Origin of the sequence: Flavobacterium soyae, assembly GCF_045348165.1 — a bacterium.
Lineage (GTDB): Bacteria > Bacteroidota > Bacteroidia > Flavobacteriales > Flavobacteriaceae > Flavobacterium > Flavobacterium soyae.
This window is the reverse complement of the sequence record NZ_CP150845.1, coordinates 4,550,180-4,574,145: the sequence shown is the minus strand read 5'-3', so window position 1 is coordinate 4,574,145 and position 23,966 is coordinate 4,550,180. Positions and strand designations below refer to the sequence as shown.

Genomic DNA, 23,966 nt, shown 5'->3' with positions numbered 1-23,966 from the left:
ATATAATTTATAATTTTAGCTATAAAATTTAATTAATTATTATTTATGCTTTATTTTTTTAAATATCATTAATAAAATTAATACACAACCGATTGTGTATGTTTTGTTTTTTATTATATTTGTTTTAAATACACTTATTGAATAAGTCGATTTCTGACTTAATTTAAATCAATTTTAGGACTAACATTTTTATCGTAAGCTGCCGAAAAGCGGTTATTAAAATTCGGGCATTATTTAACTTATATAACAAATTTAATTATAGTAATGAGTGTTGATATTACAGTTACCTTATACTGGTTTTGGTTTTGTTAGTTAAAGCCGGGAGGCATTCTCCCGGCTTTTAATATTTTCTAATAAATAAAGAGTATACAAAATGATTAAAAGAAATATCTTTTTTTTAACAGCTGCACTGTTTTTGTGTTTTTTTAAAGGGACAGCTCAAAGCGCGATCCAGAAAAAAATGCAAGCTAAAAAAACTGCTGTTTTTTCTAATGTCAGTTATATTGGCGACGATCAGGTTTATTACGACAACCCATTAAAACCGGATGAATTTTATACGCCAATTTTACAAGGCTGTTATCCTGATCCTGCCATTACAAAAAAAGGCGATGATTACTACATGGTCTGTTCTTCATTTGCTATGTTTCCCGGTGTACCCATTTTCCATTCTAAAGATTTAATCAACTGGACAGATTTGGGAGGCGTTTTAAATAATGCTGCAGAGTTTAATCCGCATGATACAGGAATTAGTGAAGGCGTTTATGCTCCCGGGATTACTTATAATTCCCATAATGATACCTTTTATATGATTGTAACAGCATTTTCTGGCGGGCTGGGAAATATTATTGTGAAGACTAAAGATCCTGTGAAAGGCTGGGGAAGTCCTATAAAATTAGATTTTGGGGGCATTGATCCTTCTATATTTTTTGATGACAACGGCAAAGGTTATATTGTTCATAATGATGCGCCTGATAAAGGAAAACAATTGTATGAAGGACATCGTGTAATAAAAATTTGGGAGTATGATCTCAATACAGATAAAGTAATTCCCGGCACCGATAAAATTATTGTAGACGGAGGCGTTGATCTTTCTAAAATACCGATCTGGATTGAAGCCCCGCATTTGTATAAAAAAAACGGAAAATATTATTTGATGTGTGCTGAAGGCGGAACAGGAGACAATCACAGTGAAGTTATTTTTGTAAGTGATAATCCTAAAGGGCCTTTCAAACCGGCATCAAATAATCCAATACTTACACAGCGTTATTTTCCAAAAGACAGAGGCAGCAAAGTAGATTGGGCGGGTCATGCTGATTTAATTCAGGGGCCGGAAAATAAATACTATGGCGTTTTTTTAGGGATTCGTCCTAATAATCAAGACAGGGTAAACACAGGAAGAGAAACTTTTATACTGCCTGTAGACTGGTCTGGTGATTTTCCTGTTTTTGAAAACGGATTAATTCCCCTGCAGCCCAAATTAAAAATGCCTGCAGGAGTTACAAATAAAACAGGAAAAGACGGTTTTTTTCCGAACGGAAATTTCACTTTTACCGAAAATTTTACCTCTAAAAAATTAGATTACAGATGGATAGGATTGCGGGGGCCTCGGGAAAATTTTATTTCATTAAGTAAAAAAGGCTTAGAAATAACACCATTTGAAGTAAATATTAAAGAAGTTAAACCCACTTCTACACTTTTTTACAGACAGCAGCACAACACATTTTCATTTACTGCCACCGTTGATTACAAACCGCAGTCAGATAAAGATTTGGCAGGTATTGCCTGTCTTCAGAATGAGCGCTCTAATTATGTATTTGGAATCACAAAAAAAGGAAATGATACTTTTATTTTATTAGAAAGAACAGAAAAAGGACAGTCAAAAATTATAGCAAGTTCTAAAATCAAAATAACAAATTCATTACGATTGCAGGTAAAAGCCAAAGGAGACAATTATGAATTTAGTTATGCTGTCAATGGCGTTAATTTTGAAAACTTAGGCGGGCCAGTTTCCGGAGATATTCTTTCAACCAATATCGCCGGAGGTTTTACCGGAGCGTTGATAGGTTTATATGTTACCGCTGCCAATGATGCTCATCCACAATAGTTGTTCATTTTTTAAATCTTCAAACCAAAAACAAATGAAATCAATAATTAGGTTTTTAAAATTCGTAATTCTTTTTTTAATAGTACAGAAAGGGTATTCACAAGACTCAGATTTTCATGTTTATTTGAGTTTAGGACAATCCAATATGGAAGGTTATGCTAAAATTGAACCACAGGATAAGCTAAATGTAAATCCGCGTTTTCAGGTTTTAGCCACAGTTAACTGTCCTGAAATGGGACGTGAAATGGGAAAATGGTACACAGCAGTCCCGCCTTTGTGCAGATGTACAACAGGACTTACTCCAATAGATTATTTTGGAAGAACAATGGTATCCAATCTTCCTGAAAAAATAAAAATAGGTGTTATAAATGTTGCTGTTGGAGGCTGTAAGATAGAACTTTTTGATAAAAATAATTTCGAAACTTATGTTGCAGGTTCTCCAGACTGGCTAAAAAACATTGTAAAAGAATATGATGGAAATCCATACGCAAGATTAGTAGCAATGGCAAAAATTGCGCAGCAAAAAGGCGTCATAAAAGGCATTTTATTGCATCAGGGAGAATCGAATACAGGCGATACGCTTTGGCCTCAAAAAGTGAAAATTGTATATGATAATTTAATAAAAGACTTAAATCTTGATCCTAAAAAAGTACCGTTACTTTCTGGAGAAACCGTAAATGAAGATCAGAACGGTAAATGCAGCAGTATGAACAAGATTATTGCAAAACTGCCTCAGGTTATACCAAACGCCTATGTTATTTCTTCAAAAGGATGTAAGGCTGAACCTGATTTTCTGCATTTTAATGTTGATGGTTACAGAGAATTAGGCCGACGTTACGCCGAAAAAATGTTATCGTTATCCGGTTATGCATTATCTAATGGCAAAGAACCTTTTATAGTGCAGGCTCCACTTGGATTTGATGTGGCTGACCCAAATGCAAAACAAGGAAAAATCGAAACCGTAACTTACGAATCTAAAACGGTAGGTTCCGTTAGAAAAGCAACTGTTTATACACCGCCTGGTTTCAACAAAAAGAAAAAGTATCCTGTGCTGTATCTTTTACACGGAATAGGAGGCGATGAAAAAGAATGGCTGAATGGAGGAAATCCGCAGGTTATATTAGATAATCTTTACGCCGAAGGAAAAATTGAACCCATGATTGTAGTTATGCCAAATGGAAGGGCAATGAAAGATGACAGTGCTGCTGGAAATATAATGGACCCTGAAAAGGTAAAAGCCTTCAGCGTTTTTGAACAAGATCTTCTACATGATTTAATTCCATTTATTGAAAAAAAATATCCGGTTTTAAAAGACAGGGAACACCGTGCAATTGCCGGATTATCTATGGGAGGCGGACAGTCTTTGAATTTCGGATTAGGGAACTTAGATAAGTTTGACTGGGTGGGGGCATTTTCGGCAGCGCCAAATACGAAGATGCCGCAAGATTTACTGCCTAATCCCGAAGAAGCAAAAAAGAAACTCAAACTGCTTTGGATTTCATGCGGCGATAAAGACTGGCTTATAGAAAACAGTACCCGTACACATGATTATTTATCAAAAAATAATGTACCTCATATTTATTACATCGAACCGGGCGTACATGATTTTAAAGTCTGGAAAAATGGATTATATATGTTTTCGCAGTTTTTATTTAAGCCTGTAGATCAGTCAAAATTTGCATCCTATACTATTTTAGGCAATCTGGCACAGACCAATATTCGTAATGCTGAATATCCTCAAATATTACCGGATAACAGGGTTATTTTTAAAATGAAAGCTCCGGAGGCCTCAAGATTGCAAATTGATTTAGGTAAGAAATATGATATGGTAAGAGATTCTGAAGGATTATGGACTGTAACAACTAATGTCATAAATCCAGGGTTTAATTACTATTCTTTACTTATTGATGGTGTCGCTGTAGCTGATCCGGCAAGTAAATCATTTTATGGCATGGGACGTATGGCCAGCGGCATTGAAATTCCCAATAAAGAAGGAGATTTTTATACCTTAAAAAACGTTCCGCATGGAGAGGTAAGAATCAAACAATACTTTTCAAAAGTAACCAATTCGTGGCGTGAAATGTATGTTTACACGCCGCCAGGTTATGAAAATGCCAGCGAAAAATATCCGGTTTTATATTTATTGCATGGAGGAGGCGAAGATCAGACAGGATGGTCTTCTCAGGGTAAAGCAAATTTAATCTTAGACAATTTAATAGCCGAAAATAAAGCAAAACCAATGCTGATCGTAATGCTTGACGGAAATGTAGCAGGAAGTGCAGGCTTCAATGAAAATGCACTTAAAACCTTTGAAAATGAATTAAAAACAGAGGCAGTACCTTTTGTAGAAATTAATTTTAAAGCAGCAAAAGATCCTAAAAACAGAGCATTGGCCGGTTTGTCGATGGGAGGACTGCAGACACTTTATGCAGGGATTAAAAATTCAGATATGTTTTCCAGCATTGGTGTATTTAGTTCAGGATGGTGGGCCAATAATTCGGCTTTATCAGAACCTCAGTATGAATTTATGAAAAACAATGCAGCAACAATTAATTCAAATATTAAAGAATTATGGATTTCAATGGGCGGTAAAGAAGATATCGCTTATGAAAATTGTAAAATAATGATGAAGAAATTCGACGAGATGGGAATTAAATACAAATATAGTGAATATCCGGGCGGACACACCTGGCCGGTATGGAGACACGATTTATTTAAGTTTGCCCCATTGTTATTCAATTGAAATCTTTTTAGAAGATTACAAGTCTCCGAAAGTAATATAAAAGTGTAAACGTTTTTAATTCAATTAGAAAGAATATGAAAAAATATTTAAGTGGCATATTACTGTTTTTTGGGATTTCATTAGCTGCACAAAAAGCACAGAACCCTGTAATTTTTGCAGATGTTCCTGATTTGTCCATCATCAGAGTTGGCAGTGATTATTATATGAGCAGTACGACGATGCACATGAGCCCGGGCGTTCCAATCATGAAATCAAAAGATTTAATTAATTGGAAAATAATAAATTATGCCTCTAATACTTTAGGAAATACAGACGAACTAAATCTGGATAATGATAAAAACAACTATGGGCGGGGTTCTTGGGCAAGTAATATTAGATTTCACAACAATACATTTTATGTAACCACTTTTGCCCAGACTACCGGAAAGACTTATGTATACACGACAAAAGATATCGAAAAAGGACCGTGGAAAGAAATTAGTTTTAGCCCGGCATATCACGATCACAGTATCTTGTTTGATGATGATGGCAGAGTTTATATGGTGTACGGAAATGGCAGACTTTTTATCAAAGAATTAAAATCTGATTTATCAGGAATAAAAGAAAACGGATTAGATCAGGTTTTAATAGAAAATGCCAGCAGTCCGGCAGGAAATGCTATTATGCTTGGCGCAGAAGGTTCTCAATTGTATAAAATAAAAGGTAAATATTATCTATTTAATATTGTTTGGCCAAAAGACGGAATGCGTACAGTGCTTATTCACAGAGCCGATAAAATTACGGGGCCGTGGGAAGGAAAGATTGGCTTGCAGGATTTAGGAGTCGCACAAGGAGGGTTAATCGATACTCCTGACGGAAAATGGTTTTCGTACTTATTTAGAGACTACGGAGGCGTAGGGCGAATTCCCTATTTTGTTCCGGTTAAATGGGAAGACGGCTGGCCAATTTTGGGCGAAAATAATAAAGTACCTCAATACTTAGATTTACCTGAAAGTAAAGGGTTAATTCCGGGGATTGTGAACTCTGATGATTTTGACAGAAAGAAAGGAGACAAAGATCTGCCCTTAGTCTGGCAGTGGAACCACAATCCTGATAATTCATTTTGGTCAGTAAAAGAAAGAAAAGGCTATTTAAGATTAAAGGCAGCTTCAAAAACAAACACTTTTACACAGGCTAAAAATACGCTCACACAAAGAACGTTTGGGCCAGAATGTTCAGGAATAACTCTGTTGGAAGTTTCTAAAATGAAAGAAGGCGATTTTGCAGGGCTTTCTTTACTTCAAAAAGATTTTGGTCTGGTAGGCATAAAAGCCGAAAACGGATCAAAAAGAATTGTCATGGTTGAAACCATAGATGGCATTTCAAAAGAAATTCAAAGCGTTTCCTTCACCGGAACTAAAATCTATTTTAAAGCTGCATGCAATTTTAAAGACAAAGCAGATTTGGGCAGGTTTTACTATAGTCTGGATGGAAAAGAATGGATTGCTATAGGAAACATAATAAAAATGCCCTACACACTTCCTCATTTTATGGGCTATAGATTTGGCCTTTTTAATTATGCAGAGAAAGATTTAGGAGGTTATGTTGATTTTGATTATTTCCATCTTGACAATAAAAATTAAATGATAAACAAACAGTAAAATCTTTAATCAAAAGAAAAAACATGAAAAATAATTATCTATATCTTTTAAGTTTAGTATGCTTTTTCAATTTAAACGCACAGCAATATCCTTATAAAGATCCGTCGCTAAGTTCTAAAAAGCGTGCAGAAGATTTAATTTCCCGATTAACGCTCGAAGAAAAAGCAGCATTAATGTGCGATCAGAGTGACGCTGTACCAAGATTGGGAATCAAAAAGTTTAACTGGTGGAGTGAAGCATTGCACGGTTATGCTAATAATGATAATGTTACTGTTTTTCCTGAACCCATAGGGATGGCAGCTTCGTTTGACGATCAATTGGTTTTTCGTGTATTTGATGCAGTTTCTGATGAAGGCCGTGCAAAATACAACCAATGGATTCAAAACGGAAATGAAAATAAACGTTTTTTAAGCCTTTCAGTCTGGACGCCAAATGTCAATATTTTTAGGGACCCGCGCTGGGGGCGCGGACAAGAAACGTATGGAGAAGATCCTTATCTTACTTCACGAATGGGAATTTCGGTTGTAAAAGGACTTCAGGGACCAGCTGATGCAAAATATCGTAAGCTTTTGGCCTGTGCGAAACATTTTGCCGTTCATTCCGGCCCTGAATGGAGCAGACATGAATTGAATTTGAATAATGTAAATCCGCGTGAATTATACGAAACCTATCTTCCGGCATTTAAAGCATTGGTTCAGGAAGCCGATGTTCGTCAGGTAATGTGTGCATACCAGCGTTTAGACGACGAACCTTGCTGCAGCAATACAAGACTTTTACAGCGTATTCTTCGAGATGATTGGGGATTTCAATATCTGGTAGTTTCAGATTGCGGTGCAGTTACTGATTTTTATACCACCCATAAAGTTTCATCAGATGATGTACATGCCGCATCAAAAGCCGTACTGGCAGGAACTGATGTAGAATGTGTCTGGGATAAATACCCCTTTAAAAAATTGCCCGAAGCCGTTGAGAAAGATTTAATTAAAGAAGAAGAAATCAATAAAAGTCTGCTTCGTGTTTTAATTGGCCGTTTTGATTTGGGCGAAATGGATGATGACTCGATTGTGCCCTGGACTCAGATTCCGGCAACGGTGCTTAACAGTAAGGAACATCAGCAGTTAGCACTGGAAATGGCACAAAAATCAATGACGCTTTTACAAAATAAAAACAATATACTTCCATTAAACAAAAGCATAAATAAAGTGGCCGTTATAGGTCCAAATGCAGATAATGAACCTATGTTATGGGGAAATTATAACGGAACGCCCAATAAAACCATTACCATTAAAAAAGGAATTGAAGGAAAACTTACTGAAAATAAAGTCCTATACGATAAATCCTGCGATTTAGTCGAGGATAAAGTAACGGATACTTATTTTGATCAATTCTCCTTTGATGGGAAAAAAGGAATGAAAGCCACCTATTGGAACAATCCTAATAGAGAAGGGAATAGTGTTGTTTCGCAGCAAATTTTAAATCCTATAAAAATGACCACTGCAGGTCAGCATGAATTTGCTTCGGGAGTTAAACTAGAAGGATTTTCGGCAAAATACGAAACCGAATTTACAGCGAAAGAAACCGAAAATCTTGTTTTTAAAACCGGAGCTGCCGGAGCTTTTGAATTATTTGTTGATGGTAAATCTATAGCAAAATATACCAACTGGCGCATTGTTCCCGGCAAAATTCCGTTTGCAGTTGAAGCAGGCAGAAAATATAAAATCGAAATTCTTTTTGCTCAATCCAACAATTGGCAGGCTAATTTAGAATTTGATTTTGGAAAAGAGTTAGATATTGATTTCAAAACCCTGATTCAAAAATTAAAAGGCATAGATACCGTAATTTTTGCAGGCGGACTTTCGACTTTACTGGAAGGAGAAGAAATGCCGGTTTCCTTTCCAGGTTTTAAAGGCGGCGACCGAACTAATATTGAACTTCCTGCCGTACAAAGAAAATGTTTAAAAGAACTTAAAGCAGCTGGTAAAAAAGTAATTTTTGTAAACTGTTCAGGATCTGCCATTGCTTTAACACCTGAAACAGAAAGCTGCGACGCTATCTTGCAGGCTTGGTATCCGGGAGAATCTGGTGGTCAGGCTGTGGCCGATGTTCTTTTTGGAGATTATAACCCAGCAGGAAAACTGCCCGTTTCATTTTATAAAAACTCAGATAAATTAGGCGACTTCGAAGATTATTCGCTGAAAGGAAGAACTTACCGTTATACAACCGATGTTTTGTTTCCGTTTGGTTTTGGCTTAAGCTACTCTAAATTCGATATTGGAGCAGGGAATTTAAGCAAGAGCAAGATAAAATCTAATGAAGATACGCAGCTAAAATTTTCAATAAAAAACAGCAGCAAACGCGACGGAACAGAGATTGTTCAGGTTTATGTTCGAAAATTAAATGATACAGACGGGCCGTTAAAAACATTAAAAGCATTTAAAAGAATTGAGCTAAAAGGGGGCGAAAAACAAAATGTAACGATCAATTTACCGGCTTCTTCATTTGAGTTTTATGATGCTAAAAACAGAACAATGAATATTACTTCTGGAGAATACGAGGTGTATTATGGCAGCAGTTCTGATACTAAAGATTTAAAAATGATTAAAATGGATATTCAATAAACTAAATATTGCATTTTAAATTTCTTTATCAAAATAAAACAGCCCCAATATTGTGTTTTATAAAACAATATAAAATTGAATTTTAATTTAATAATCATTTTATAATGTCTTCAAAAAAATGTTTTAGAGCCATTGCTATTTTGTTTTTTATAATCAACAGCTTGTTTTCTCAAAATACATTTGAAAACTATCAATTTCGTCTGGTAGATAAAGAGACTTCAAAAAGCGGTATTTATACCATCACACAAGATCAATTTGGCGTTATGTGGATGGGAACAAATGGTGCAGGTTTATATAAATATGATGGAATAAATTATGTGGGTTACGAGCAAGACTCAAAACGCAGTAATTCTATTAACAGCAATTTAATTTATACTGTTTATGTAGATACGCAGAACCGCTTGTGGACAGGTACTGATGAAGGGTTATGTCTTTATAATCGGAATTTGGATACTTTTGAGAATATCGACCTTCGAAAACAAAGCCAAAAAGAAACTGTAATTTCTGTAAGAAGTATCATTGAAGACAATAAAGGCAATCTCTTTTTAGGAACGTTTAACAACGGCCTGCTAAAACTGAATGTGAAGTCAAGGAAAATTACAAGCCTTAAATTAGACACCCCAAATGCAGTAAATTATTTGATCCATTGTTTAGTAAAGGATAAAAAAGGAACCATTTATTTAGGAACTAATTCTGGTTTAAAAGTAGTTGATCCTATAAAAAATGAGGTAAAAAAGGTAAAAATTGCCAAAAACAATGAATTACTGTCAGGCACCATTATATCTATGTTTTTTGACAGTAAACAAAACTTATGGATTGGTAACGGATACAAAGGTCTGGTTAAAGCCAATTTATATTCTAAAGAAAAACAGGCTGTTACTTATCCTATTACCAGAAAAAGAATTATGTCAATTTTGGCAGTAGATCCCGAAACTATTCTTTGCGCAACAGAAAATGACGGATTAATCATTGTAAACAGCGAAGGTGTTGTTCAAAAAAAATACGAAAACAGTAAATATAATAATCGAAGTTTAGGTTCTAATTCTGTCTGGTCGTTATATGCAGACAAAGAAAAAAGAATATGGCTGGGATATTATAATAAGGGTTTAGGTGTTTTTGACAGGATAAACAATAAGATTATAGGAATTGAGAGTTTAGCCGGAAATCCGCAGTCACTGCAAACCAATTGTGTTACCGGGATTGCCAAAGATCATGAAGGTCAGTTGTGGATTTCTATGGAAGGCGGAGGCGTAGATGTTTACAATCCGGAAACCAAAAACTTTAAACATATTGCCAAGTCTGACAGTCAATTTTATTCGGGATTAACGAATAATAACATTACTAAAGTTTTTATAGATAAAAAGCAAAATGTCTGGCTGGCGAGCTGGAATGAGGGAATCTTTTTTTTGAAAAAAGGAAGCCGGAACTTTATTAATTACAACACAAAAAATACTCCTGATTTAGCCTCAGACAATATTATGAGTATTGCCGAGGATTCAAGAGGTGTAATATGGATTGGAACTTTTGCAAAAGGACTACACTATTATACTCCGTCAGATGGTCGTTTTCATCATTGCAATCAGAAACCATTTTATGCCAATGGAATGGTGAATTTAGACATTAGAAAAGTAATGGTAGATTCAGATGATGCTGTTTGGGTTGGTTCAACAACGGGTTTATACAAAGTCAGTACAAAGGATTTTGTTACTTTCTCTGTGACTTCTTTACGCGATAAAATGTCAGAAAAGCTCAAAAATCATAAAAGCATACACACTATTAATACTTTATATCAGGCCAAAAACAAAGAAATCTGGATTGGTACAGACGGGGCGGGATTGTTCAGCTACAATAAAAAAACAGATGCTCTAAAATGGTATATAAATTTTAATGGGCTTCATGAAAAATCAATAGCCTCAATTATAGAATCTAATGACGGACGAATTTGGTTAAGTGGAAAAAAGGGAATCAGCAGACTGGATTTAAAAAATAAAACAACAGTCAATTACTCTACTTACGACGGTTTGCTTGGAAATGATTTCAACAACAATTCTGTTCTAAAAGATGAAAACGGAATGCTGTATTTTGGAGGTTACGAAGGTTTAAATTGTTTTAATCCTCAAAATTTGGTAAAAAGCAAAAAACAGCTTCCCATTTATTTTACAGATCTGAAACTTTTCAATAAATCAGTAAAGCCGCTTGAAAAAAATTCGCCGTTAATAAAAGTAATATCAGAAACAAAAAAAATAATACTTAAACATGATCAGTCTGTATTTACAATTGATTTTATTGGTATAAATTATTCTTTTCCCGCCAGAAATGAATTTGCTTATTACTTAGAAGGTTTTGAAGATTCGTGGAATTATGTGGGCAGTAAAAGCTCTGCAACTTATACCAACTTAGCTCCGGGCAAGTACGTTTTTAAGGTTAAAGCATCCGAAAAAAACGGAGCCTGGAGCCAGAAGCCATTAGAATTAAAAATTGAAATTTTACCGCCCTGGTGGAAAACATCATTTGCTTATCTCTTTTATTCGCTGTTAGTGCTGGCGGCAATTTATTTTGGAAATCAATATTATCAAAATAGGTTCAAACAAAAACAATTAATACAATTTGAACAGAAAAAAGCGGCTCAGATTGAAAAATTAAATGATAAAAAATTACAGTTCTTTACCAACATTTCGCATGAGTTTAGAACACCGCTTACCTTAATTTTAAATCCTTTAGCAGATATACTCAAGAACAATGCGCAGGAACTTTCAGGAGGTGTTTTGAATAAACTGCAGACAATTCAAAAAAGCTCTGACAGGCTTTCAAGATTAATCAACGAGCTGATGGATTTTAATCAGCTTCAGTTTAATAAAATGCCGCTAAAAGTACAGCAATTAGAGGTAGTTGGTTTTACAAAAGAAATTGTAAGCTATTTTGATGAAGAAGCGCAAAGCCGCGGAATTGAGCTGCAATTTCAATCAGATAAAAAAACATTAAACGATTGGGTAGATCCCAAAATGTTTGAGAAAATTATTTTTAATGTGATTTCAAACGCTTTTAAGGTTACTCCGGATAATGGGAAAATAACAATAAGAGTAGTAATCAATGAGGAATTAATTTATTTTCCATTACTAAAACCTGCCTATAGTAATCCTTCTTTTTCGGTTATTGTTGAAGACACCGGTGCGGGATTAGATAAAAAAGACATTAAGCGAATCTTTGACCGTTTTTATCAGGTAAACAATTTAAATAAAGCGTATTACGGAAGCACAGGGATAGGCTTAGAAGTAGTTCGCGGATTTGTAGAACTGCACAAAGGGGTTATTGAAGTAAAAAGTGCATTAGGAGCCGGAACCACTTTTAAATTGATATTCCCGATTGGGAAAGATTTCTTCAATGAAAATGAAATACTGCAGGGAGAATTTAAAAAGGAGAAAAAACTAAGTTTTACACCAACTATTGAAAAAGAAACTGTTCAATCACCAGATGATCTGGAACATAAAGATCGTGTTTATACCATTTTGATTGTTGAAGATAATGTAGAATTACGGAATTATTTAAAAAATGAACTTAAAAAAGAATATAAAGTAATTACGGCAGAAAATGGTCAGATTGGCTTAGAAGCAGCTTTGCAAAAACAGCCTGATTTGATTTTGACCGATGTAATTATGCCTGTTATGAATGGTTTAGAGTTATGCAAAAACATTAAAGCAGATTTAAAAACCAGTCATATTCCGTTAATGATGCTGTCTGCAAAAGCATTAGTCAAAGATAAATTAGAAGGAATAGATTCCGGTGCCGATATGTATCTGAGCAAACCATTTGATATGGATATTTTACGGTCCAGTTTAGTGCAGCTGCTTAAAAGCAGGCAGATTATGTTTAATAAATTCTATAACGGCATTACTCCAAAGGCAAAAGAAAAAACTACAACACTGGATAACAAATTCATAAAAAATGTCCTGAATTATATTAATGAAAATATCAATGAATATGAATTGAGTGTTGAGGTTCTGGCATCAAAGGTATTTTTAAGCAGAAGCCAGCTGTATCGGAAAATTAAAACATTAACAGGCGTTTCTGTAAATGAATTTATACGGAATGTTCGTTTAGAAAAAGCAAAAGAATTAATAGAGCTGGGCAATGACAATATAACCGAAATCAGTATTAAGGTTGGTTTTAGTTCTCCTTCTTATTTTACAAAATGTTATAAAGAAAAATACGGGCAGCTGCCTACACACAGCAAATAATTTATTCATTTTGAATTAGACTTAAAGACGGTTTATGCCGTCTTTTTTTTGTTCAAATAAATAGACTTCTTATTTATGATTTTCAATGCCTTAAATATTAAAAATCAAAGTAATTAACACTTAAAATCCTTTTTAAGTAATTATTGAATAATTGTAATTGAATCCTTTTTTTATTTCATGCTTAAAAAAGGAACAACATTATTATTAAAATCCTATTTCTGTTTTTTTCGATAAATCACTTAAAAACCGTCAATATGCCTATTTCTGTAGTTATCATGCTACAAAATTGATAGTTTTTGCATCATTTTTAATAGACAAAATTTAGGTTAAGCTTATATTTTTGGATGTAAGAAAAATTAAATAACCCAGAAAACAAGTATTAATCTTTTTAAAAATTATAATATGAAATGAAAACCAAATGATGCATTGAATCCTTATTTGTATTAAAAATTAAGAGCTATAAAAACCACTTTTAAATTTTAGAATAGGCATTACAATAACTAAAACTTTACAACCAAATAACTATTTAAACTAATCAAAAAACCAATTGAAATGATGTTAAAATTAAAATATGCAATAATCACATTGCTGATAATCAGCAGTCATAATATGATGGCACAGTCAAAGACCATACAAGGGGTGATTACAGATCCCTCAGGGTTTCCTCTGCCGGGTGCCAGTATTAATGTAGAAGGTACGCAGAATAGCGCCTCTACAGATTTTGACGGGAAGTATACTTTAAAAGGCGTTAATCCTACAGATAAAATTACATATTCTTATGTAGGATTAATTTCGCAGACCATTACTGTAGGGAGTCGAAGTATAATTGATGTAACATTAGTACAATCGACACAAAATTTAAATGAAGTAGTAATAGCTTATGGTACTCAAAAAAGAGCCAAGGTAACCGGAGCAATTTCAACAGTAAGTTCAAAAGATATTGCTGCTGTGCCTATTACTAATGCTGAGTCTGCTTTGCAAGGACGTGCAGCAGGTGTTACTGTTGTAAATGGTGCGCCGGGTTCAAGTCCTGCCGTTAGTATTCGTGGTTTAGCCACAATGGGTAACAGTGCTCCATTGTACGTAATTGATGGTGTTTTAGCAGGTAACCTCTCAGGTTTAAGCCCTAATGATATTGATAGTATATCAGTTTTAAAAGATGCTTCAACAACCGCTTTATACGGTTCAAAAGCTTTTAATGGGGTAATTGTGGTTACTACAAAAAAAGGAAAAAAAGGTCCGGGGCAGCTAACTTTCAGTACCTATGTGGGTGGACAAACGGTTACAAAAAGATATGATGTATTAAATACACAGCAATATCTGCAATATGCAAAAGACTTAGGAAGTGATTTAACAGTAAGAGCTGCTGAATTTGGAAATATAAATACCAATTGGCAGGATCAGATTTTTCAAACTGGTCTTATGCAGGATTATAATTTAAGTTTTTCAAATGGTACAGAGACTTCAACAAGCCGTTATTCTGCCGAATACATGAAACAAGAAGGCGCTATTGTCAACACTGGTTTTGAACGTTATTCTTTTAGAGCTAATAATACGCAGGATATTGGAAAACTTAAAGTAGGAAGCAATATAGGTGTATCTTTCAGTACCACTAATCCGGAACGTAGTGCAGGAGGTAGAACATTATTAGAGCATTCTATTAAAATGGCACCTTATTTCCCTATATACAATGCAAATAATTTAGGCGGATATCAAGGTCCCAGTGCTATTGATGGTAACGATGCAGAAAACCCTGTGCGTGTAGCCAATTTGGGTTATCAAAAAATTAACGGATTATCTATAATTGGAAACATCTTTGCTGAATTGGAAATTTACAAAGGCTTAAAATTCAGGTCACAGGTCTCCTTAGATTATTACACAAGTAAGGACCATACTTTTGTTCCTAGTTTTCAGGATGGTTCTTATCATAAACAAGCATTTTCTACAACAAATGAAACAAATGGACAAGGTCAGACTATTGTATTTGATAATAGTTTAACGTATAAAACTACTATTGCAGGAAAACATAATATTGAAGTATTAGGAGTTATTACTAAAATTGATGGAAAATCGCAAACTTTAACAGCAGGAAGCCGTTATAGTATTTCAAACGAAATAGATCAGCTGCGATATAATGAAGGTAGTTTAGGTTCAGCCAATTTTGTAGAAAAAAACATTGGTTACATTGCCCGTATCAATTATGATTACAATGAGAAATATCTCCTTGCTGTTTCCGGCAGAAGAGACGCTTCCTCTCGTTTTGGTGCCAATAACCGCTGGGGTAACTTCTACTCAGTTGCCTTAGGCTGGAACATTGCAAAAGAAAGTTTTATGGAAAATTCTATTTTCAGCACATTAAAGCTTAGAGCCAGTACTGGTACAACAGGAAATGACAGAATAGATAACTATCAATATAGTGCAACATTAATTGCAAATTATAATTACCCAATTGGCGGGGCAAATGCACCTGGTGTATCTTTAGGAGTTGCTTCCAACCCAGATTTGAAATGGGAGTCAAAACTAGACAGAAATATAGGTTTAGATTTTAGTTTATTTGATGAAAAATTCACAGGTTCTTTTGAATATTTCAACAATAAAAGCAGTGATATTCTTTTTGCAGTGCCTCTTCCTGCCTCTGTAGGATCTGCTGGCGGCGGAACTCAAATTCAAAATATTGCCGATGTAAAAGTAAGCGGATTTGAAGTATCACTAGGCTACAATGACAGAAAAGGAGATTTCACATGGTCTGCTATAGCTAATTTAGGAACAAGTAAAAACGAAGTAACCGGTTTAGCACCGGGAGTAACCAGTGTTTTAGGCGGACCATCGGCCAGAGCTGGTCTTGAAAACTTTTCGAGACTAGAAGTAGGCCAGCCGTTATTCTATTTTTATGGATATCAAACCAATGGAATTTATCAAAACCAGGCAGAAGTAGATGCCGTTTTCGGACCAGGTCAAACTACTATTAAACCAGGAGATATTAAAATTATTGACCGCGATGGTAATAAAATAATCAATTCAAATGACAAAACTAATATTGGAAATCCATATCCGGATTTTACTTACGGTTTAAACCTTAATGCAGCTTACAAAAATTTCGATTTTAACTGCTTTATTTCAGGAGTTCAAGGAAACGATATTTACAATGCAAATACTTTTGACCTGGAAGGTATGAATCGTTTGTTTAATGCCAGTACTGCTGTATTAGACAGAGCAATTGTTGTAAATGGTGTTGTCACAAATCCATCTGCTACTTTACCAAGGGCACAAGGAGCAGATATCAACTGGTCGTCTGCAAACCAGCGTTATATTGAAGATGGATCGTATACAAGACTAAAAAATATAGCCTTGGGATACACATTTTCCGGAGATGCATTTAAGGCTTATTTTTCAAAAATAAGATTTTATATAAGCGGGCAGAACTTAATTACAGTTACAAAATATGACGGTTTAGACCCTGAGATTGGACGTGCAGACGCAAATGCAAATTCTGCAGGTATTGATTTAGGAAGATATCCACAGCCAAAATCTGTGATTTTTGGACTTGATGTTACATTTTAATATATAAAAGATAATGAAAAAAATAAAATATATACTTATAGTTCTGTCCGGAGTTTTAACCATAACTTCATGTGACACTGGTGAATTAGAATTAACTAATCCCAACACTTTATCACCTGAAACTTTCTTTAAAAGTGAATCACAGGTGCAGTCATCTGTAAATGCATCCTATGCGGGTCTACAGACAAGAGGACTTTATGGAAGAAATTTTTCTTTTGCAATGGATCTAATGGCTCATGATGCTTTAGGAAACCCACAATTAGAAGGAAATAAAAAACCTTTTCAGGATTTTTCTTTTAATGGAGGAAATGATATTATTCAATATTATTGGGAAGCCTGTTACATAGGGATATCGAGAGCTAATTTTGTACTGGATAATGAGGCAAAAATAAATGCTCTTCCAAATTCTGTTTTATCACAAGAGAAAAAGAACAAATATTTAGGAGAAGCTCATTTTTTAAGAGCCTATTATTATTTCCTTTTAGTAAAACGATTTGGAGATTTACCAATTTATAAAACAGGGACTATTATCGGCAATGCAAGAAGCCCTAAAACAGATGTTTATGCCTTGATAGAAGAAGATCTTGTATTTGCGTCTCAAAATCTTTTGCCAAGAGCAACAGAAGCAGCAGGAAGAGCTAATAGAGAAGCGGCTTATGCCTATCTGGGAAAAGTATTGTTATATGAAAAAAAATATGACGAAGCTTTAGTTGCTTTTAATAGTGTTACAGGATTCAGTCTGGAGGATAAAGGCAGTTTTTACAACAACTTTATGGCCGAAACAGAACACGGTAAAGAATCCATTTTTGAGATTGAGTTTGACGAGAAAAATGGAACAGGTGATCAATGGGGTGCAGTTGGTGATAGCCAGGGAACTGGTTTTGAGGAGTCTACACTTAGAGGACAGGAATATGGTAACCTAAGCTGGTATAATGTGTATCCGTCAGACGATTTGTTAGATTCGTATGAAGCAGGTGATGAACGTTTTGGAGATACTTTTTATGTACCGGGTTCAAGCTATTTGAAAGGAACGAAGGTAATGCTGGCAAGTAATTTTACAACCTCTGCAGGTATTAGAAGAGCAGGCTGGAAAAAATATCAAAACTATTACATAAGAGAAGATGAAGCGACTCGCTCAAGTATTAACTTCAAAGTAATGCGTTACGCAGATGTACTGCTTATGAAAGCCGAATGTGAAAACCAAAGGGCAGGCGGTTCACAAACAGCAGCTATAGCCTTTATAAAAGAAGTTAGGGATCGTGCAGGTTTAACAACTGCAATTGCTCCGACAAAAGAGGCTGTTTTCACTGCAATTATTCACGAACGTAAAGTAGAATTCGCAGGTGAGCAAAGCCGTTTTGATGATATTATAAGATGGGGTATTGCAAATACCGAATTGCAGGGAACAGGCTTTACCACTGGTAAGAGCGAGTTATGGCCAATACCTAACAGAGAAACATCTTCTAATCCCAATATAAAACCAAGCGATAATAATCCGGGTTATTAATGATTAAATTATGTTAGTTTGAGTTAAGTTAAGTTAGTATTTTTTTTGATAAACAGTGCATTTATAATGCGCTGTTTATTTTTTTGGCAAGAACAGAATTAATTTTAGATTTTAGATTGCAGATTTTAGATTGCAGATTTTAGATTTTGAAACTTGAAACCTGAAACCTGAATTCTAAAATCTACAATCTGCAATCCACAATCTACAATCTACAATCTACAATCTAAAATCTAAAATCTGCAATCTACAATCTAAAATCCATCTCTTCTTTCCTTCAAATCTGTTTCAATTTGAATTTCCATTTTCTTATCTATTACATTAAAACATAATAGAATGGCGCTTATAATAAATATAAAGCCCGGATAAATACTTATTGAAAGTTTAATCCCTTCAACAGCAGCCGGAACCTGATTGACTTCTTCGGCAATATAACCATACTTAGATAAAAAAGCTGCGCCTAAGGCACTGCCTATACTTATGCCAATTTTTAATCCAAAAATCATAGCTGAAAAAACAGTAGCAGTTGCTCTTCGGTTGTTTTTCCATTCACTGTAATCAGCCACATCCGCAATCATAGCCCACAATAAAGGAATAGTTACTCCGTAAATAAATCCATGCAGTAATTGAGTTAAAAAAACCATTGCAATTGCGGTTCTGCTATAAAAATTAAAAAGCAGTAAACTCAGAGCAGATAAAAAAATGAAAGTGATATAAATATTTCTTTTGCCAAATGAATCTGCAAGAGATTTTGAAAATATGATTCCGAATATCATAAAAATAATCCCTCCGCCATTAAAAAGACTAAAAGCAGAAGTTGGAGCATCTTTAGGCCATTGAAAATCTACAAATCCCATTGCTGTTAATGAATTATTTATTCTTTCAATAAAGGCTGTGAAACCAATATCATTCAAAAAAACGGTCTGAGCCGCAGGATCTAAGTAATATTTAAAGTAAAAAACGTACATACCGCCCTTTAAAGACAAAGTTATAAATACCAGAATAGTAACCAGTAACATAACCAGCCAGGGGCCGTTTTTGCATAAATCAATAAAATCCTGCTTTACAGAAGATTCCTGATTTTTTGCAGGAATGATTCTTTCTTTGGTAGTAAAAAAAGTAACTAAAAGACAAATTACCCCAATAAAAGCAAATAGTAACATCGTGTTTTTAAAACCAACTGCTTTATCACCATTTCCTAAAATTAAAACAAATGGAAGTAAAAGCGACTGAACTATAAATTGTGCTATCATAACAGCAACAAAACGATAGGAGGAAAGACTGTTTCGTTCTTTCATATCACCTGTTAAAACACCGCTTAAAGCAACATACGGCAAATTATTTGCAGAATAAAGCAGCACTAAAAAAAAGTAAGTCAGCAATGCATAAGTTATCTTACCTGTTATTCCAAAATCCGGAGTCAAAAAAGAAAGCACAGCAGCAATTCCAAAAGGCAAGGCAGTCCATAATATCCAAGGCCTAAACTTTCCCCATCGGGTTTGAGTACGGTCAGCAATAACTCCCATGATAATATTAAAAAAAGCACCAATAAAACCTCCGGTAAAGATAATAACGCTTGCTGTTCCGGCAGGAATTTTATAAACATCTGTGTAAAAGAAAGCTAAAAAAGTCAGCAGAGTCTGAAAAATCAAATTCGCTGCAAAATCACCTAAACCGTAACCCATTTTTTCTAGTATAGAAAGCTTTTGCGATGTATTGCTCATAAATTATAATGGTTGCTTTAATGGGTTTATACCCTGTCATATTTAATTGCAAATTATTTTTGAGGCGTATTTCTATAAAAAAACAACACTTCATTTTCATTCTATCTGATATAGAATGCTTAATGTAAAAATAGCTTGAAAGTTGAAAAAAGTGTATCATTTTTGAAGCCTATATTAACATATTTGAAGCATGGGATAGTTTCAGTAAATCTATTAAATGATTAATTTAAAACACAACCAGTTGTTTTAATACTGTAAATTAAAATGTATATATTATTTTAATGTCTTGTTTTTATTGATATTATTTTTATGCAACCAGTTGTGTATTTGTTGTTTTTGCGTATATTTAAATTATTATAAAAGACTAACAAATAAACTCAGAAAATATGACTGTATATCAAATTATTACAAATGAATATCTGGTTAGAGTCCGGCTTTTTATTATCGTTTTTACCCTTATTCCGGCTTTTGCTATTAGTCAAAACAAAAAGAAAGCAGATAAACCTCAATACCGCAATCTTTTCAAAGAAGCAGGTTATAGTCAAATTGATATTGATAAGAAATTAACAAAAGCTTACTATGATATTTTTGAAGGGCCAAACAAAGTATATTTTGAAGAAGGAGATTCGTTAGGATATGTTTCTGATGTTAAAAATAAAGATGCCCGTACCGAAGGAATGTCATACGGAATGATGGCTGCTGTTCAGCTCAATAAAAAAGAAGTTTTTGATCGTCTTTGGCGATGGTCTGTAAAATACATGCAGCATCAGGACGGATCAAGAGAAGCTTATTTTGCATGGAGTGTAAATCCGCAGACCAAAAAACAAAATTCTCCCGGTTCTGCTTCAGATGGGGAATTATATTATATAACCAGTCTGCTTTTTGCTTCTAACAAATGGGGCAATGATACAGGAATAAATTACTACAAAGAAGCCAGAAGAATATTAGATGCCATGTGGAAAAAAGATGGTACCGGAAATATCTATAATATTATAAATACCGAACACAAGCAAATATCTTTTGTACCGGAAGGAGGAGGGTACAATTGGACTGATCCTTCTTATCATGTTCCTGCATTTTACGAAATCTGGGCATTATATGCCAAAGACGGCCATGAACAGTTTTATAAAGAATGTGCAGATGTTTCTCGTAATTTTTTACATAAAGCCTGTCATCCTGTAACAGGGTTAAATTCAGATTATACCGAATTTAACGGCGAACCGCATCCAACGCCCTGGATGCCGCCCGGATTTCGTTATGATTCCTGGCGCGTTCCTATGAATATTGCAATGGATTATACGTGGTATGGAAAAGATAAAAAATGGCAGGAAGATTATACTGAAAGATTTCAAAATTTCCTCAGATCAAAAGGATTAGATACTTATCAAGATCAGTTTAATCTGGATGGTTCTACTCCTGATTTTATTCTTCAGGCAGGTTCGGTAAAAAAACTAAGACATTCAATTGGGTTAGTGGCGACTGCAGCTACGGCATCGCTGGTAAATAAAGATAAAGCAAGTATGGATTTTGTTCATGCTGTCTGGAATGCCAAATTGGAGCCTTATGAAGACGGTTATTTTGATCCCTACTATGACGGGCTGATGTATCTTTTTAGTCTAATGCATCTCAGCGGAAAATATCAAATAATAGTTCCGGAAATAAAATAGTTTTTTAAAACCATTAAATAACCAAGTCCCCTTTTTAACTTTCTTGATGTTTTCAAGAAGGTGCTTTAACTTTTTGCAGCAAATTAGAAGGCAGTTACAACTTCCAGTATTTTACAAAGCTGCCCTGGTTTTTTTGGAAAAATAAAAGGTATCTCCAGATTTAAATTTGACAATTGCAACAAATGAGCTAGTTCTTTGATACAAATAGGAACTATGTTAAAATCAAGTTTTAAGGACATTTGCAATGATATTTTTTTATTGCACAAACAGGGTAGAACTTTAATATGCACTGAGCATGTATATTGAGTATGGCAATTTTTAAATTGATGGTTAATTTAAATTTTACTTTTAAACTAGGGAACTCTGGCAGCATATCCCTAGTTTAATTTTTTTAACAAGGCACACTGCTATAAACTGTTGTAATTTAAAATGCTGCTGATAGTTTAAAATTGCGTTTAAGAGGATTTGGAGGCAAAACAATTCTAAAAAAAAAATGTAAATGTTATTCTCAGAGTATTTTTTTGTGCGATTGAAAAAATCCTAACTATTAAACCAAAAACAAAATGAAAAGAACCTTTTTACTACTTATTATTCTGTTGTCTCTCAATAATGCTGTATTGTTTGGACAAAATTCAAAGCCTAAAAAAAATACTTCTGATACCCGCACTATAAAAATAGATTATAAGAATGAAGCAGGGGCATTAAATACCATGTTTAAGGAGTGTATTGGTGCCGGAAGAGCAAATGAAGGACTGCGTGCCGATTGGCAGCAGCAACTAGCCATGGTTAAGAAAGATTGTGATTTTAAGTACATTAGGATGCATGGTTTATTAACAGATGATATGGCTGTTTACAGCGAAGATGACAAGGGAAATCCAATTTATAATTATCAATATATTGATGTATTGTTTGATTATCTTGTAAGTATTAAAATGAAACCTTTTGTAGAGCTGGGTTTTATGCCGTCAAGACTTGCCAGCGGTGATAAAACTATTTTTTGGTGGAGAGGAAATGTAACACCTCCAAAAGATTATAAAAAATGGGAAGATTTAATTCATAATTTAACGTTGCATTTTGCAGAACGTTATGGTATTGATGAAGTTAAATCATGGTATTTTGAAGTTTGGAACGAACCAAATTTATCGCCAGGATTCTGGACAGGTACTCAGGAAGACTATTTTAAACTTTATAAATATGCTGCACAAGGTATTAAAAGTGTAAACAAAGATTTTAAAGTTGGAGGACCCGCAACTGCCGGTGCGGCCTGGGTTCCTGAAACAATTGAGTTTTGCGAAAAAAATAATGTTCCAATAGACTTTATTTCAACCCATAGTTATGGTGTTAAACATGGTTATTTAGATGAATATGGAACATCTGGTACAATTTTAAGTAAGGATGAATGGAGTGTTAGCGGTGAGGTTTTAAATTCCCGTAAACAAATATCAAATTCAACAAAACCAAATCTGGAATTGCATTATACAGAATGGAGTACATCTTATACACCTGCTGACCCAATTCACGACAGTTATCATTCTGCAGCCTATATTCTTCAAAAAATGAAACAAATTGGAACAGCTGCCAATTCTATGTCATATTGGGTTTTTACAGATATTTTTGAAGAAGCCGGACCCAGGTTTACACCTTTTCACGGAGGTTTTGGATTGGTAAATACGCAGGGAATTAAAAAACCGGCTTATTTCTCTTATTATTTAATGAACAAATTAGGAGAGACCGAACTTAAAAATACAGACCCGATGTCATGGGCAAGTAAAAAGGCAAACGGAGATACTCAGGTGTTGTTTTGGGATTTTACTAATACACATCCTGGTGATAAAGAACTTAATCAAACGTACTATTTGAAAGATCTGCCGTCAAAACCAAAAGGCAGGGTTAAAATCGAAATCACAAATCTTCTGCAGGGAAATTATAATTTAGAAATTTACAAAGTAGGTTACAAAGTAAATGATGTTTACGCAGACTATCTGGTTATGGGCAAACCAAACCAGTTAACCAGAGAACAGGCTGAAAAGCTTAAAAAATTAAATGACGGCTCACCAATTACAGCAGAAAAAATAACAATTGGTTCAAACGGAAGTTACAGCAAAGATTTTGACATAAATGAAAATGATGTTTTCCTATTAAATCTTGTGAAACAATAAGACAGCTTCTG

General features: G+C 34.4%; 10 protein-coding genes. 9 read left to right on the top strand and 1 reads right to left on the bottom strand.

Features of this window, described 5'->3' with window-relative positions:
- Positions 1-460: 460 nt before the first annotated feature.
- The 7 genes from AABD74_RS18975 (at position 461) to AABD74_RS18945 (ending at position 18,408) form a co-directional block, all read left to right on the top strand.
- Positions 461-2,104, top strand: coding sequence for a glycoside hydrolase family 43 protein (locus tag AABD74_RS18975; protein ID WP_406843946.1), 1,644 nt, complete (start codon positions 461-463; stop codon positions 2,102-2,104).
- A gap of 34 nt (positions 2,105-2,138) precedes the next feature.
- A complete protein-coding gene (locus AABD74_RS18970; protein ID WP_406843945.1) occupies positions 2,139-4,847 on the top strand; it encodes an alpha/beta hydrolase-fold protein in 2,709 nt (902 codons plus the stop codon).
- A 74-nt stretch (positions 4,848-4,921) separates the two neighbouring features.
- Complete coding sequence (locus AABD74_RS18965; RefSeq protein WP_406843944.1) at positions 4,922-6,469, top strand: glycoside hydrolase 43 family protein; 1,548 nt, start codon at positions 4,922-4,924, stop codon at positions 6,467-6,469.
- Positions 6,470-6,510: 41 nt separating this feature from the next.
- A complete protein-coding gene (gene xyl3A, locus AABD74_RS18960) occupies positions 6,511-9,105 on the top strand; it encodes a xylan 1,4-beta-xylosidase (RefSeq protein WP_406843943.1) in 2,595 nt (864 codons plus the stop codon).
- Positions 9,106-9,209: 104 nt separating this feature from the next.
- Complete coding sequence (locus AABD74_RS18955) at positions 9,210-13,340, top strand: two-component regulator propeller domain-containing protein (RefSeq protein ID WP_406843942.1); 4,131 nt, start codon at positions 9,210-9,212, stop codon at positions 13,338-13,340.
- Between the two features lie 552 nt (positions 13,341-13,892).
- Positions 13,893-16,901 (top strand): SusC/RagA family TonB-linked outer membrane protein, encoded by a 3,009-nt coding sequence (locus AABD74_RS18950; protein ID WP_406843941.1) that lies wholly within the window; start codon positions 13,893-13,895, stop codon positions 16,899-16,901.
- Positions 16,902-16,914: 13 nt separating this feature from the next.
- Positions 16,915-18,408, top strand: coding sequence for a RagB/SusD family nutrient uptake outer membrane protein (locus AABD74_RS18945; protein WP_406843940.1), 1,494 nt, complete (start codon positions 16,915-16,917; stop codon positions 18,406-18,408).
- Positions 18,409-18,659: 251 nt separating this feature from the next.
- On the opposite strand, the gene AABD74_RS18940 is transcribed toward AABD74_RS18945, so the two are convergent.
- Positions 18,660-20,129 (bottom strand): MFS transporter, encoded by a 1,470-nt coding sequence (locus tag AABD74_RS18940; protein WP_406843939.1) that lies wholly within the window; start codon positions 20,127-20,129, stop codon positions 18,660-18,662.
- Between the two features lie 386 nt (positions 20,130-20,515).
- Between AABD74_RS18940 and AABD74_RS18935 the strand changes: the two genes are divergently transcribed.
- On the top strand, positions 20,516-21,796 hold the full coding sequence (locus AABD74_RS18935; protein WP_406843938.1) for a glycosyl hydrolase family 8: 1,281 nt from the start codon (positions 20,516-20,518) through the stop codon (positions 21,794-21,796).
- A 563-nt stretch (positions 21,797-22,359) separates the two neighbouring features.
- On the top strand, positions 22,360-23,955 hold the full coding sequence (locus AABD74_RS18930; protein WP_232680248.1) for a GH39 family glycosyl hydrolase: 1,596 nt from the start codon (positions 22,360-22,362) through the stop codon (positions 23,953-23,955).
- Positions 23,956-23,966: the final 11 nt, after the last annotated feature.

Bases quoted from the DNA above. Each gene is read 5' to 3' on its own strand.
- AABD74_RS18975 (WP_406843946.1), top strand. From the start codon at position 461: ATGCAAGCTAAAAAAACTGCTGTTTTTTCTAATGTCAGTTATATTGGC.
- AABD74_RS18970 (WP_406843945.1), top strand. From the start codon at position 2,139: ATGAAATCAATAATTAGGTTTTTAAAATTCGTAATTCTTTTTTTAATA.
- AABD74_RS18965 (WP_406843944.1), top strand. From the start codon at position 4,922: ATGAAAAAATATTTAAGTGGCATATTACTGTTTTTTGGGATTTCATTA.
- xyl3A (WP_406843943.1), top strand. From the start codon at position 6,511: ATGAAAAATAATTATCTATATCTTTTAAGTTTAGTATGCTTTTTCAAT.
- AABD74_RS18955 (WP_406843942.1), top strand. From the start codon at position 9,210: ATGTCTTCAAAAAAATGTTTTAGAGCCATTGCTATTTTGTTTTTTATA.
- AABD74_RS18950 (WP_406843941.1), top strand. From the start codon at position 13,893: ATGATGTTAAAATTAAAATATGCAATAATCACATTGCTGATAATCAGC.
- AABD74_RS18945 (WP_406843940.1), top strand. From the start codon at position 16,915: ATGAAAAAAATAAAATATATACTTATAGTTCTGTCCGGAGTTTTAACC.
- AABD74_RS18940 (WP_406843939.1), bottom strand. From the start codon at position 20,129: ATGAGCAATACATCGCAAAAGCTTTCTATACTAGAAAAAATGGGTTAC.
- AABD74_RS18935 (WP_406843938.1), top strand. From the start codon at position 20,516: ATGACTGTATATCAAATTATTACAAATGAATATCTGGTTAGAGTCCGG.
- AABD74_RS18930 (WP_232680248.1), top strand. From the start codon at position 22,360: ATGAAAAGAACCTTTTTACTACTTATTATTCTGTTGTCTCTCAATAAT.